The sequence below is a fragment of the Flavobacterium anhuiense genome, from assembly GCF_001705175.1.
Taxonomy (GTDB): Bacteria; Bacteroidota; Bacteroidia; order Flavobacteriales; family Flavobacteriaceae; genus Flavobacterium; species Flavobacterium anhuiense.
Window position 1 is genome coordinate 672,460 of record NZ_CP016907.1, and the last position, 15,479, is coordinate 687,938.

General features: G+C 34.6%; 9 protein-coding genes. 1 reads left to right on the forward strand and 8 read right to left on the reverse strand.

The features are described 5' to 3' along the window. Nucleotides 1–4: 4 nt before the first annotated feature. The 3 genes from BB050_RS02815 to BB050_RS02825 form a co-directional block, all read right to left on the reverse strand. Nucleotides 5–3,385, reverse strand: coding sequence for a TonB-dependent receptor (locus tag BB050_RS02815; protein WP_066032533.1), 3,381 nt, complete (start codon nt 3,383–3,385; stop codon nt 5–7). A gap of 71 nt (nt 3,386–3,456) precedes the next feature. Continuing rightward, on the reverse strand, nt 3,457–4,377 hold the full coding sequence (locus BB050_RS02820; RefSeq protein WP_066032534.1) for a FecR family protein: 921 nt from the start codon (nt 4,375–4,377) through the stop codon (nt 3,457–3,459). Between the two features lie 113 nt (nt 4,378–4,490). Further along, complete coding sequence (locus BB050_RS02825) at nt 4,491–5,048, reverse strand: RNA polymerase sigma-70 factor (RefSeq protein WP_066032535.1); 558 nt, start codon at nt 5,046–5,048, stop codon at nt 4,491–4,493. A 461-nt stretch (nt 5,049–5,509) separates the two neighbouring features. Between BB050_RS02825 and BB050_RS02830 the strand changes: the two genes are divergently transcribed. Next, the gene (locus tag BB050_RS02830; protein WP_066032536.1) at nt 5,510–6,430 is read left to right on the forward strand and encodes a bifunctional helix-turn-helix transcriptional regulator/GNAT family N-acetyltransferase; all 921 of its coding nucleotides are present in this window, start codon (nt 5,510–5,512) and stop codon (nt 6,428–6,430) included. A 64-nt stretch (nt 6,431–6,494) separates the two neighbouring features. Here the strand turns inward: BB050_RS02830 and BB050_RS02835 are convergent, their stop codons facing one another. From BB050_RS02835 to BB050_RS02855, 5 genes are all read right to left on the reverse strand, one after another. Then, nucleotides 6,495–8,507, reverse strand: a complete 2,013-nt coding sequence (locus tag BB050_RS02835) for a protein-disulfide reductase DsbD family protein (RefSeq protein ID WP_066032537.1) — start codon at nt 8,505–8,507, stop codon at nt 6,495–6,497. Between the two features lie 218 nt (nt 8,508–8,725). Next, complete coding sequence (locus tag BB050_RS02840) at nt 8,726–11,515, reverse strand: M16 family metallopeptidase (protein ID WP_066032538.1); 2,790 nt, start codon at nt 11,513–11,515, stop codon at nt 8,726–8,728. Nucleotides 11,516–11,592: 77 nt separating this feature from the next. Then, entirely contained in the window at nt 11,593–12,726 is a 1,134-nt protein-coding gene (locus tag BB050_RS02845) for a TlpA disulfide reductase family protein (RefSeq protein ID WP_066032539.1), read from the reverse strand. A gap of 80 nt (nt 12,727–12,806) precedes the next feature. Continuing rightward, nucleotides 12,807–14,009 carry a TlpA disulfide reductase family protein gene (locus tag BB050_RS02850; protein WP_066032540.1) on the reverse strand — a complete coding sequence of 401 codons (1,203 nt, stop codon included), beginning with the start codon at nt 14,007–14,009 and terminating at the stop codon, nt 12,807–12,809. A 62-nt stretch (nt 14,010–14,071) separates the two neighbouring features. Next, complete coding sequence (locus BB050_RS02855; RefSeq protein ID WP_066032541.1) at nt 14,072–15,478, reverse strand: RagB/SusD family nutrient uptake outer membrane protein; 1,407 nt, start codon at nt 15,476–15,478, stop codon at nt 14,072–14,074. Between the last annotated feature and the right edge of the window lies 1 nt (nt 15,479).

A 15,479-nucleotide genomic window follows, 5' to 3' on the forward strand; every position in this document is an offset into this window, starting at 1 on the left:
TTTTTTAAAAAGTTGCGTTAACACCTGTCATGTAAATACGAGAAAGCGGATAACGTCCTAAATCCATTCCGAAGTTTTTAAGCCCAACTTCAGGATCCATTCCAGAATAATTGGTAATCGTAAATAAGTTTTGTCCTGAGATGAAGAATCTCAATTTTGCTTTTCCATTCAGCCAGCTTTCTTTTATTGTATAACCAAGCGAAACGTTTTTCAATCTTAAGAAAGAAGCATCTTCGATGTATAAATCAGAAATACGTCCGAAGTTGTTGTTATTGTCTGTTGACGAAAGAATTGGAACATTTGTATTGGTATTTGTTGGAGACCAAGCATCTTTTGAATCTGCCAATAAATTGTAACCTGGAAAAGAAGCATTTAGACCTGTATATCTTACGGCATTGAAAACACTATTTCCTGCAGCTCCAGTGAAGAAAATATTCATATCAAATCCTTTGTACTTGAAATTGGCATTTAAGCTATACGTTGTTTTAGGAAAAGGACTTCCTAAAACTACTCTATCGCTATTATTGATTACACCGTCGCCGTTTTCATCTTTAAATTTAATATCTCCAGCAACCGCATTTGGCTGATACATCACACCATTTTTGTTTACATACGCTTTCACCTCATCATTGCTTTGGAACAATCCGTCAGAAGCATATCCGTAGAAAGCTCCAACTGGACTTCCAACTTGGTAAATATTCGCTAAAGGCAAACTACGAACTCTGCTTAATCCTAGAGGTTCTAACGAGTTTAAATCGTCTTTGATAGAAACAATTCTATTGCTTAAAAAGCCACCATTTGCCGTAACATCAAATTTAAATTCTCCACGAGTTTTTTGATACGTTAAACTCACCTCGATTCCTTTATTTTCTACATCTCCCGAGTTTACAATTCTTCCTTGCGGAGTTCCAGAAACTCCAGGCAATTGGTCACGAACCAACATGTCTTTGTTTTTCTTGACGTAGGCATCAACAGATCCTACTAAAGTGTTATTTAACATGGTAAAATCTAAACCAATATTAGTCTGTTCAGAACTTTCCCATTTTAAATTCGGATTTGATAATTCGCTTTCAGCATAACCATAATTGATTGATGGCACAGCGCCAATTAAAGCTTGAGTCTGAACTAATGGCACACTAAATTGGTATGGTCCAAGATTTCCTAAATTCCCAATTTGTCCCCAGCTTGCACGAAGTTTCAAATTGCTGATGATTGGCTCAATACCTTTCATGAAATTTTCTTCAGAAATTAACCAACCTGCAGAAACTGAAGGATATACTTTCCAGCGATTATTTTCTAATAATTTTGAAGTCCCATCACGACGAACAATTCCGGAGATTAAATATTTCTGATTGAAATCGTAATTAATTCTTCCCACATAAGAAGAAATAATTTCATCTGATCTTCCTGCTGCCGTCTGCTGAATTAATTTTGCATTCAATAAATAACGCTGTGATGGATCTTCGTTGTCAAAACCAGTTCCCTCAACGGTATAAAAATCTCTTTTCGTTTCTTGATACGTATATCCAGCCAAAGCTTTTAAATTGTGCTTTCCGAATGATTTCTCATAAGAAATGGTTTGCTCGCTCAATAAATCGGTAACTGTTGAGTTTTTCAACGTCAATCTGTTGAAATCGAATATTTTTCCTGGTTCAGTAACCTTTACTGTAAAATCTGTTGCATTATCTTGAATTCTAGTATACCCCCAGTTAGATTTTACTTTTAAACCCGGAACAATTTCCCATTCAGCATACGGATTGATCAAAATGGTAGAAATCGGATTTTTATTGTCTAATCTTTTCAAATACGCCACCGGATTGATAACGTCTCCATAAGAACCAACATATTTTTCTGGAACACCACCAAACTGCCCTGAACCATCTTCTCTGTAAATTGTTGCATTTGGCGGGTACAAAATTGCTGCTTGAATGGCTCCTGTGTACGAGCTTGAAGTGTTAGCAGTCTGACCATCAGTTAAAGAGTACGAAATATTTTCTCCGATGGTGAAATTATCAGCCAATTTAAAAGAAGAATTTGCTCTTACAGTATAACGTTCTCCATAAGTATTTAACAAAATACCTTCGTTTTTTCTGTAGCTTCCAGAAAGAAAGAAATTAGATTTTTCTGTTTTTCCGTTTACGGAAAGAGACAAATCTTGAATTTCTCCTGTACGGAAAATTTCATCCATCCAGTTTGTTTTTGTTGTTCTTGCAGTTGGTTCAAATGTCGGATCGAAAGCAGGAATTCTCGGCAAACCTGCATTATCTCTCGCAAGATTCATAGCATCAGCATATTCTGCAGCATTTAAAACCTCTAATTTTTTCGCTACATTCTGAAAACCACCTTGGTAATTTACATTAACATTAATTTTATCTGAAACTCCCTTTTTAGACGTAATTAAAATTACTCCCCCAGAAGCTCTTGCTCCATAAATTGCCGCAGAAGCCGCATCTTTTAAAACGTTTATCGAAGCAATATCATTTGGATTTATCGTATTCAATGATCCGCTGTAAATGATTCCGTCCAAAACAATTAGAGGCGTTTCAGCGTTCAAAGATCCAATACCGCGAATGTTGATTGTTGGCGATGCAGTAGGGTCACCACCATCGTTGATTACGGTAACTCCAGCAACTGTTCCTTGCAATAATTCGGCAGCATTATTATATGTTCTGCTTGAAGTTTCTTTCATAGAAACAGAACCAACTGCGCCTAAAACTTCATTCTTTTTTACACTTCCGTATCCCATTACCACAACTTCTTGAAGCTGTTTTACGTCAGCTGCCAATTTTACAGTAATATTTTGTGAACTCGTTACTTTTACTTCTTGCGTAACATATCCCACATAAGAAAAAATAAGCGTGGCTTCAGAAACATTTACTTCCAATTTAAATGTTCCGTCAAAGTCTGTCGCTGTTGCTGCGTCCGAACCTTTATCTTTAATTCCGACACCTGGTAAAGGCATATTATCGTCTCCTCCAAAAACAGTTCCTGAAACAATAATTTTATTCTGATCTGCAGAAGCAACTTTCTGATTTTTCTTGATTACGATATTGTTGCTCACAATCTCATATCGAAGCGCATTGCCGCAAATTTTATCCAACGCTTGTTCTAGCGTTACGTTATTCAATTTTAAGCTTAATTTCTGATTGGCGTTTACTTGGCTGCTTTCGTACATAAAATGCACATCAACCTGATTTTCAATTTTTTGAAATATATTTTTTATACTCTCATTATCAACTTTTAAAGTGACTCTTTTGTTAATGTCAACATTCCCGGCTTGTACTGTTAGTGCGGCAAAAAACAAAGTCATAAATAGGAATAATTTTGTTCCCATTGTCCTTATGCTCTGACATTTTGCGGCATACCGCATTTGTTTTTCATTCATAGTTTTTAGATTTAGTGTAATTGTTTTGTTTATTAGTTTGCTACGTAGTTTTATTTTTATTGCTTAAAGAATTATTCGATTTTATAAACCCCAGAATCCATTTTGTATTGAGCGTTGATGATGTTGCACACCAATCCAATCACCTGATCGGCAGGCAGTTCTTTAAAATAGGCGCTAATCTTTAAATCGTTTAAACTCTTGTTTTTGACTTCGATCGAAACGTTATAATTACGATTGATTGTGGCCACAACTTCAGAAAGAGGTGTTTCTTCAAAAAGCATAATATTTTTTCGCCATAGCGAAATGGTATTTACTGGAATATCTTTAAAAGCTTTAAGTTTGTTATCCTTAGATTTAAAGACCACTTTCTGACCTGGCGTTACAAAGACATTTTCATCTGTAACAGTCGATTTCACGTTTACTCTTCCTGTTGCAACTGAAACTTCTTGCGTCTTTTGATCCGGATAAGCTTGAACATTAAAGCTGGTTCCTAAAACCTTTGTATCCATTTTATTGGTATGAATGATAAAGGGATGTTTCTTATCTTTTGCTACATCAAAAAAAGCTTCCCCACTTAAGTACACTTCTCTTGTATCTCCTTTAAACTCTTTTGGATATTTAAGAACACTTCCTGCATTTAGCCAGATTTGTGTTCCGTCACTTAATTTTATATGAGCATGTTCTCCTAGTTTTACTGCAAACTGCTTGTTTTCTATAGCATTTGATGTTGAATAAAAAAACACCGATAATCCGATTAAGAAAACTAATGAAGCTGCAACAGCCCAGCTTTTGTATGAAAGAGCAATAACTTTATTGGTATTCTTTATTTGTCTTAATTCCTTTTTCAGTTTTGAACGGTCCGATTGAACCGTTTCCATATTATCAAAAAAATCATCTGTACGATCGTACCATTTATTCCACATTTCTTGTCCTTTTGGGGAATACTTTCCTTCTAAAAAATTTTTGATTTCGTTATTTGAATTTTCAGGCATTATAATTTCTTTATGTCTATACTAGTATGTCTTGGGAATTGTAATTTTAGGTAGGCACAAAAGGTTACGCTTCTGTTAAGAAAAAAATTGGATTCTTAATCTGAAGTTTACTTTTAATTGAATTCGCCCAAATAAGTGCGCATGAATTTCAGCGAATAGGTAATATGGTATTTTACTGTTTCGATGGAAACATTCAATTCTTCGGCGATTTCTTTATTGGTGTACTGTTTTACTCGACTGAGAATAAAAACCTCTTTTGATTTTTTAGGAAGTAATGATGCCGCTTCGTCAACCGCTTTTTGCAATTCATCATAATAAATAGAATCTTCGATTGCATTATAACTGGTTTGCGAAACAGTGTTTTTTTCTAAAACTTCTTGAATGTATTGATCGGTAACTTCATGCGATTTTATATAGTCTAAAGTCATGTAGCGAACCGAAGTGTAGATGTAGGCAGCAAAACTTTTCTGAATCACAATTGTTTTGCGTCGTTCCCAAATAGAGGTAAAAACTTCCTGCACAATTTCTTCTGAAATGGCGATAGATTTCATTCGGAGGTACACAAACCGAACAAGCAGATCTCGATATCTAAAATAAAGTTCATCAAAAGCTTTATCCTTGCCTGATTTTAATAATTCGACAAGTTCTTCGTCTGTAAACTTCTTATACATGATCCATTATTTTATGATTAATCAAATGAAAAGCGTGAACTAAAACACTTTTTTTGATTGTGTCTAGATAATGATCGTGCTGTTTTAAAATTGGCATATACAAAGTATTGGTTTCTTCTTATATGTCTCCAAAATTAAAGCTGAGGATAGGTCGATTAGGTTACGTTTACATTAATAAAACCCTTCTAAAACGAAACATATTATTAACATTTGAAGTCAAAAGCCAACTGAAAAATAAGGGTTTGTAATATTTCGTGTAAAAATTGAAATACTTTGTTTGGTATAACAATCTTTCTCTTACAAAAAGCAGAAAAAGTACTTAACAAATAATTAATGGGAATGCATTAAGATGATTTTATTCTTTTCAAAATTCTTTCAAAAAAAAATAAAAATCAAAAATTAGTTGACAAAAGCAACCAATTTAATATATTTGTAACCTCAACAATACAATATTAAAAATCATGACTACTACAACTTCAAAAATCAGAAGTTTCAACCGATTTTATACGGCACATTTAGATATCTTAAGTCAACATTATTTAGATAGCGAATATTCTTTAACAGAAATACGAATCTTGTATGAAATCAGCGAAAGTAAAACGATAACAGCACAGAAAATCACAGAAATTTTAAATCTGGACAAAGGATATTTAAGCCGAATTTTGAAGCGTTTTATAAAAGAAAACTTAATTGAAAGAATTGCTTCAGAAGAAGATAAACGCGCTTTTGACATTAAACTGACAGATTCTGGAAATGAATTATTAAGCATTTTAAATGATAAATCTGAAAACAAGATTGAAGGTAAAATTGAAAAACTAAACAATTCTGAAAAAGAAATTTTAGTCGATTCAATGAATACGGTTAGAAATCTGCTGACAGAAAATAAAATAGCTAGAGAAGATATCACGTATCGCCATGAAATCACGTCAGGAGATATTGGCTACATTATTCATCTGCATGGTGCTATTTATGGCAAAGAATATAATTTTTCGACTGATTTTGAGAAATATGTGATCAAGACTTTTTACGATTTCTTAGAAAAATATTCTCCAGAAAATGACCGAATTTGGATGGCAGAATACAATAATAAAATTGTGGGATGTGTTGCCATTGTGCATCAGCCAAACGAAGAAGCCCAACTGAGGTGGTTTCTTCTGGATTCTGCTTTTAGAGGTCTTGGAATTGGCAAAAGATTATTGACTGAAGCTGTAGATTTTTGCAAAGAGAAAAAGTTTAAAAATGTGTTTCTGCTTACGACAAGCATGCAGGACAAAGCCCTTCAAATGTATAAAATGATGGGATTTGAACTTACGAAGTCTGAAGAAGTTCAGGAATGGGGGAAGGTGTTTCATGAGGAAAGATATGATTTGAAGCTTAAATAGTAAAAAAGAACCTCCAAAATCAAAATTGATTTTGGAGATTTTATAAATATCATCTTAAAAATATCTACTTCTTAAAATTCCCAATTCCACTTTGCAGCCAATTATAATACTCCTCAATATTCGGATTATAAGCTGACGGTTCTGTCAAGTTTACACTTTTATGATCTACAATCACATAAAACGGCTGCGCATTTGCTTTATAGGTTTTAATCTGTAAATCGCTCCATTTATTTCCAATTGTTTTAATCTTTTTTCCAGTTGTTTCAGAAACATATTGTTCATTCTCTGGCAATTCTTTTTTGTCATCAACATACAGGGAAATCAGAACAACATCATTGTTTAAAACTCCTAAAACTTTTGGATCTGACCAAACTAATTCTTCCATTTTTCGGCAGTTGACGCAGGCATATCCTGTGAAATCTAATAAAACGGGTTTTCCAACTTTTTTAGCATATTCCATTCCTTTATCATAATCATGAAAAGTAATGATGTTTTGCGGGCCATGCTCTGCTCCTTCTGGCAGCGAACCTGTAATTTTTAATTCAGCATTACCCGAAACTCCCAGTCCATTTGGAGATTCGCTGTATTGCATTGGTGGAGGAAATCCGCTGATTAATTTAAGTGGCGCTCCCCAAAGTCCAGGAATTAAATAAATCGTAAAACTTAAAACCAGTAATCCGAAGCCTAATCGTCCGACAGAAATATGATTTAGCGGCGAATCGTGCGGCAACATAATTTTTCCGAACAGATAAAAAGCCAGCATTCCGAAAACAGCAATCCAAATAGCTAGGAAAATTTCTCGTTCCAGCCAATGCAGTTGTAAAACTAAATCGGCATTTGATAAAAATTTAAAAGCTAAAGCCAGTTCCAAAAATCCTAAAACCACTTTTACCGTATTCAACCATCCACCTGATTTTGGCAAAGCGTTTAACCAACCTGGAAAAGCGGCAAATAATGAAAACGGAAGTGCAATCGCAATTGAGAAACCTAACATTCCAACGATTGGAGCAATTCCGCCTTTTGACGCTGCTTCAACCAATAATGTTCCAACAATTGGTCCTGTACAAGAAAATGAAACAATGGCTAAAGCCAAAGCCATAAAGAAAATCCCGATTAGCCCTCCTCTATCGGCTTGCGAATCGACTTTGTTGGCTAATGCATTTGGAAGTATGATTTCGAAAGCACCTAAAAACGAGCAAGCAAAAACAACCAATAGAATGAAGAAAATCAGATTGAACCAAACATTGGTTGAAAGCGCATTTAATGAATCTGCACCAAAAACAGCAGTTACAATCGAACCTAATAAAACGTAAATAATTACAATTGAAAAACCATAAATCATAGCGTTTCTAATTCCTGCCGCTTTGGTTTTACTTTGTTTGGTAAAATAACTCACCGTCATCGGAATCATCGGGAAAACGCAAGGTGTCAATAAAGCCGCAAATCCTGATAAAAAAGCTAAAATAAAAATCGTCAGCAATCCTCTTGATTCTGTTTTCTTTGGTGAATCAACAATTGGTTTTATTGCCTTTTCTTCTGTCTGAACAACCGTTTTTTCTCCTGTTTTAGCTGAAACAGAATCTTCTTTAACCGCTACAGTTTCTTCGGAAGAAGCCAATTTCTTTTCATTCGGAATTTTAAAAGACAATTCTTCTGTTGTTGGCGGTAAGCAATTGCTGTCATCGCAAACCATAAATTCGACTTCTCCCTCAATGCTAGAAATGCCTTCTGGAGTCAGTTTTATTTTCTGTGTAAAAAGCGCCTTGTCTTCAAAATATTTAATTTTCATGTCGAAGATTTTGTCTACGACTTCATGTCCTTTTTCTTCGGTTGTTTTTCCGATTAGCTCGAACTTTTTGTTGGCATTTTTGAAGATAAAAGCAGTTCTCGAAGGGCCTCCTTCTTCAATATATTGTCCGTACAAATGCCAGCCTGATTGTATTACAGCTTTGGCTTTTAAAACATATTCTTTATCGGACACTTTCTCAACTGACGTTGACCACTTTACGGGATTATACATTTGTCCAAATATGCTTCCCGAAAGCAGTAAAAGGAATAATATTAAGATGTTTTTCATTGTTTTTTAATTTGATGTTTAAAAAAAGAGCTGTCGGCAAAAACAGCTCTTTTTGTCTTTCACAGAAAATGGCTTACTAATTCAGATTCTAAAATGAAATAATGAAAGACGACTATTAAAAATTTTAGATTGCAGATTTTAGATTCAGTCGCAGTCGTAAACTTTGTCAAAGTTTTAAACTTTGACAAAGTTGAATTATAGAGGTTGAAAAATGAAAACTACTTCAAAGGATTCCCATCTTTATCTAGAGAACCCGATTTTATGATGATCATTTTATCCAATTGAATGTATTTCTTAATGGCATCGTTTACCTGCTGTAAAGTGGATTTTTCGATATCTTTTGGGTATTGGTCGATATAGTTTGGCTCTAAACCTCTTTCAATAAAACTTAAAATAGTTCTCGCCATTCCGTTTGTAGTAGACATTCCGACCTTAAAACTTCCGATGAGGTTGGTTTTCTTGTTTTCCAATTCTTCGGCTGTAATACCGTTTTTCACCCATTTGTCAACCTGAACGATTGTCGCATCAAGACCTTTTTGAAATAAATTCGGATTGAAAGATGCGTTTACAAACCAGTAACCACCAGTTTCTATGTTTCCGCCAATTCCAGACGAAATGCTATAGGTTAAACCATCGTTATCTCGAACAGTCTGCATTAAACGTCCTGCAAAACCTGCTCCCAAAGTATAGTTGCCAATGTAAAACGGAATATAATCGGCATCGGCTCTTTTTAAACCTGTAAACTGTCCGATAAATAGTTCCGCACTTGGTTTTTCTGGAATGGTTACTACTTCTGTTTTTGCGGCAGCTTTTGATGCTTCTTCAAATTTTAATTTTTCAGTAACTCCTCCATTCCAATTTTTGAAAGATTTTTTTAGAGAAGCATTTAAGTTTGCCCCATCGGTATCTCCTACAATTACCAAACGCATAGAAGCTGTTCCGAAATATTTTTTGTGGAAAGCTTTTACCTCATCCAAAGTCGCATTTTTGATATTTTCAATATTTTCTTCTACACTTAAACTATAATTTGGATTTTCTTTCGGATAAATAGCCTGAGATAAAGCAATGCTTCCTCTTTCGCCTGGATCATTTAAATCCTGCTTTGTATTTCCGATAAACTGTTGTTTTAAATTTTCAAATTCTTTAGCATCAAACAACGGATTTCTCAGTTCTTCTGCCAGTAAAGCAATTACTTGATCTAAGTCTTTTTTCAAACATTTAAATCCAATGCTAACTTTAAAAGCTGAAGCATTTACATTTAATGAAACTCCCAGTTTCTGCAATTTTTCTGAAAATTTAAACTTATCATTTAAAGTCGTTCCTTTTGACAGCATCGAAGCCGTTAGCACCGGAATCATATTATTTTTAGTCTCACTGGCATAATTTCCTAACGAAATACTTGCTGCAACGGTTACGAAATCTTTTGCTGAGGTTTTTACCGAAACAACATCAATTCCTGATACTTTTTCTCTTTTGAAAGCCGATGCCGATTTTTCAATTAAACTTGATTCAGAAATTATTTCTTCTCCTGTATTTTTAACTAAAGTTGGAACAGATGAAACTTCTTCATGAATATGACCTTCTTCGGAATGTCTGTAATAAAACGGACCGTTTTCTGGCATATAATTACTAGCTTTCGCCGTATCCTGATTTTGAGCACCAGCTTGTTTCGGAATAAAATATCCTGTTGTGCTTTGATCTTCAACCAAATATTTTTGAGCTACACGTAAAACATCTGCTGGAGTTACTTTTTTCAGTCGGTCAACTCCTGTAATATAATCTGTCCAGTCGCCAGAAGCAATCGCTTCATTTAATGCCGAAGCAATTACTCCAGAACCATCGCGAGCTAGAATAGTTTGTGCACTAATTTTCGCTACAACACGATTTACCTCATCTTGAGTTACGCCTTCTTTCTGAATTTTAGCCACAACTTCACCAATTTTCGCATCGATATCTTCTTGTTTTGAGGTCGTTGGAAAACCAACGCCAATTGTAAAAAGTCCGACTTCTTTAAAATTTGTTGCGCTGGCATATGCATAAATTCCTAAACGCGTATCAACGAAAGTTTTATTTAAAATCGCAGACGGTCCAACACCAATAATCTGAGCCAAAATATTCAACGCAGGAAGATCTTCGTGCAAAGCTCCCGGAATTTTATAAGCTTTGCTTACAACTCCCATTTCTCCTGGCTTTTTCACGGTAATTTTACGCGCGCCATATTGATGAGGTTCTTGCGTATAAGGCTGTGGCATTGCATGTGGCGCTTTTGTAATTTTCCCGAAATACTTTTCGATCAATTCAAAAACATTCTCCTTTTTGAAATCTCCAATAATGGTTAAAGTGGCATTATCTGGCCAATAATAAGTATTGTAGAAATTCTTTAAAACTTCAATTGGCGCATTTTCAATATCCGATTTCCAGCCAATTGTAGAATGATGATACGGATGTGCGATATATGCCGAAGCCCATATTTCCTTATCCAATAAACTATTTGGATTGTTTTCGCCACGTTCGAACTCATTGCGAACAACAGTCATTTCAGCTTCTTTGTCTTCTTTCAGCAATAAAGAATTACGCATTCTGTCGGCTTCAATCTGGATAGCCAACTCGATTTTATCACTTGGCAATGTTTCAAAATAATTAGTGCGGTCGTACCAAGTTGTAGCATTCAATTGCGCTCCTGTATTCTGAAGTACGTCCGTAATTGTATTACCATTTTTTTTATTGAAAGTGGGAGTTCCTTTAAACATTAAATGTTCTAAAAGGTGTGTCGATCCTGTGTTTCCTAAAACTTCGTGTTTAGAACCAACACGATATACAATTTGTACAGTTGCAACTGGCGAAGCATTGTCTTGCAAAAGCAAAACATTCATTCCGTTTGGCTGATATAAATATTCTTCAATTCCTCCTAACTCTTTTATTTTCTTAAAGTTAATCGATTTATTTTGCGCTGAAACAAGTGCGCAGAAAGCTAATGAGCAATAGCCCAGAAAGATGTATTTTTTCATTTTTATGTGATATTTTTTCTTAATTTTCGATTTTCAGTCGCAGTTTACAATTTTCACTGAGACTGCGACTACTAACTTTATGATTTACTGAAAATTTCTTTTAGTTTAGATTGCAATTCAGCTTCTCTGAGGTTCTTAGCCACGATTTTTCCGTCAGGGCCAATTAAGTAGTTTGTGGGAACCATTTTTACGCCATATAAAACAGCTGCTTCATTTTGCCATCCTTTTAAATCAGAAACGTGTGTCCAAGTTAAACCGTCTTTTTCGATTGCTTTTTCCCAAAGTTTCTTTTTATCGTCTAGAGAAACTCCCAAAACATCAAATCCTTTATCGTGGTAGGTTTTGTAAGCCGCAACTACATTTGGATTTTCTTTTCGGCACGGACCGCACCAAGAAGCCCAGAAATCAATCAAAACATATTTTCCTTTATAATCTGATAATTTCACCACTTTTCCGTTGATGTCTGTTTGAGAAAATTCTGGCGCTGCAACTCCAATTGCTGTTTTTTCATTAAGATCGATTGATGCTTTTAATTTTTTTCCGTAGAACGATTTCTGAACTTCTGGAGATAAAATACCGTAATATTCTTTTACTTTTTCGGGAGTTCCATAAGAAACGATTCTATCCTCGATTACTAATGCTCCTCCTAAATTGTCTTTATTTTTTCTGATGAATTTATCTGTCAAATCATCCGCGAAAGCGCCAAGATCTTTCCATTTTTTATCCATCATGGCTTGTTGCTCTGGAGTCAATTTTACTTTTCCACTTTGTGTCAACGAATCAGATAATTTGTAAATCGGACCTGCAATTGCCTGTATTTTTTTGAATTCGTTATCGTAGTACGATTTGTAAAATCCGTTTTGAGTTGCTCCAGTTACTTTCGCTTTAAAAACAGAATCTTTTTTGGCTTCGATGGTAATATCTTCATTGTCTAAAAGAAACATTGCTCCGTATTCTTGTCCTTTAATTTTAAGCGTATGAAATAACGGTTCTCCTGTTTTTCCTGTAAAAGAAAATACTCCTTCTTTTACCTCAGCAGAATCAATTATTTTCTTATCTCCTTTTTCATCTGCATATTCGAGATAAACCATTCCTTTATCTAGTCCTGCAATTGTACCTTTTATGGTATATCCTTCTTTTTTGCCACAAGAAGCGATTAATGTCGTGAGCGCCAATGCAAAAAACGATGATTTTAAGATTGTACTTTTCATGTTGATATTTTTTGTTTGTTATTTTTTCAATTTTTATTCAGAGTAATTCAACTTTGTCAAAGTTTGAAACTGAGACTTAATTAAGATTTTAAAAGCTCTTTCAGTTTTGCTTCTAATTCTGCAGCTCTTAAATTGTCGCCAATAATTACACCTTTAGCGTCTACTAAATAAGTTGCCGGAATTGTTTTTACATTAAATGCTTTACTTACTTTATCATCATCCAGAAGATTATGCCACTGCATGTTTTCTTGCCCCAATGCTTTTTGCCAAGCTTTTTCGTCTTTATCAATTGAGATGCTTAAAATTTCAAAACCTTTAGGTCCATATTCAGCATAAGCAGTTTTAAGATTTGGAATTTCTTTACGACAAGGTCCGCACCATGAAGCCCAAAAGTCTACCAAAATGTATTTTTTTCCCGTAACAATATCCTTGGCATTATATGGTTTTCCGTCTTTATCTTTCAAATTGAAATTAGCTATGCTAGTTCCGATTAAAGATTTCGGATTCAAATCTTTATCTAAAATCTGTCCATAATAACTTTTCTTTGCTGCATCAGAAAACTGATCGTACAAAGGCTTTTGATCCGGCGTGAAATAACTAAAATTAGTCATCATAAAAAATGGCCCCCACCAAGTCGTTTTATGTTTTGCAATAAGATCTAAGGTTGTTTTTTCTACTTTGGTAAAAAAGGCCTTTTCTGCTGCTTCAAAAGTTTTCCATTGCTCAGTACTGTACAGAGAATCTAAAACTTTTTTGTTTCCCTCTTTTCTTGCTTTTCCAACCTTATTACTTAAATCCTCTATTCCTACATGATAATCTTTATAATCTTTGTCTAGCTCCTCTTTAAAAGCAGTTTCTTTTTTATAATAATCATGAGCTTTGGAACCAGTTATGACTACGTCTTTAAAACTAATTCGTTCTCCTTCTTGATCTGAAACCGTACCAGCCGCCGATATTTTTATTTTTGAATTTTCGACCATTACAGAAATATTTCCTTTGTTTTTACCAAAGACAACATAGAAAAAACGAGGTTCATTTAATTTTCCCGTGAAAGAAAATTTTCCTTCTTTTAGTGTTGTTTCGGCAACTGGCAGTTCAGAAGAATGTGTTGCGCCAGGAACTAATTTTACAGCTGTTCCATCGACCAATCCTGTAATACTTCCTTCTATAAAATAGGAAGCTACTGCTGGAGAAGCCGTTTTTTTCTTTTGTGCCTCACTATTGTTTGAAATCATAAACAAGCAAGTGCACAATCCTAATATTTTATATTTAATTGCTTTCATTTTTGATTGATATTTTAGAAAAGCTTCCCTTTCGGGAATTCCTATTCAGGAAGCTTTGATTGTTATTTAGCTACATTTTGTGTAATAGTTCCATTCCCAGGATTTTCTGTTGCTCCTTGCGGGAAAGGCATTGTCCATAAATGAGAATCTGATTTTAATGTGTATGTAGTTCCGTTTGCCGTTTTTGTAAAACTAACTTTATATACACCTTCTGCATTTAAACGACGTGCATCTGCAAAAGGAATAAGTGTATTAACAAGTTCGTTGCTTTTTGTTCTATAAATAGCATTCAGAGCGATTGTTTTATCTGTAGTCGAAATATCCTGATAAAATGACGGAAGAATACGGGTTTTACGAACGGTATTTAAAACCCCCAATGCTTCGCCAATTTTATTATCACGGGCCAGACATTCGGCTTTAATCAAATAAACTTCCACAGTTGTGATTCCACCAAAATTAAAAGCACCAGATAAAGTTCTTCTATAATAGGTTTCTGCACCAACTGTATAAATTTTCCAACGAGAAATAAAACGGGCATCTCCAGCTTCAAAACGTTGTGCACGCTCTACTGGAATACTATTTTCTGTTGTTAAACTATTATAAGTACCATGACGATATGTATAATTTTCTACATAATTGTATCCCATTGGCGATGTTGTAGTCGTATATGAATTTGGAACATCAATAATTGCTTTGTTTGCATTGTAGTACCCAATCCAATCGTATAATTTATTGTTTTCTGCCAATGCTAAATCTGCATATTTTAAAGCTTCTGCATAGTTATTCATTTGTAGATAAACTCTGGAATAAAATGCATAACCTGCACCTAAATTGGGATGTAATGGTGTTTGCGAAACTTTTGGCAAATAAGGCAAAGCATCTTTAACATCGCTCAAGATAAAATCATACATTTCCTGAATAGTCACCTGTTTACTTGGCGCATTTATGTTTGCACTTGTAATTAACGGAACTGACAATTTTGTAGCGGCTGTAGAAGCGACATAAGTGTCTGCATAGAAATTAACCAGATTAAAATAATTCATGGCGCGCAGTACTTTTGCTTCTGCCCAAACCACTCTTTTTTCGGCTTCAGTCGCTTTAGTAGTATTTAATGCATTTTCTATAATCAAATTGAAAGTTGAAATTCCGGCATAACTAGAATAATACGTCGTCTCATCTGAGACTTTCAATGCAATTCGGTCTGCACTTTCGTCCCACATGTAAAGGGCATTATACAATCTGTTACTTGATAAAGTCGCTACAGTCACATATTGATCATTTAATAATTGCGAAGCTCCTGTAATATCAACTCTATGGTTGGTATATTCGTCACGCAAAAAAGCTTCATAATCTGCTAAAGTTGTTGGTGATTTTGATCCTTTTGGAATATCATCCAAATAGTTTTCGCAAGAAGCAAGAGTCAATCCTAAAGCTAATAAACACGCTACTTTTTTATATATATTTTTCATC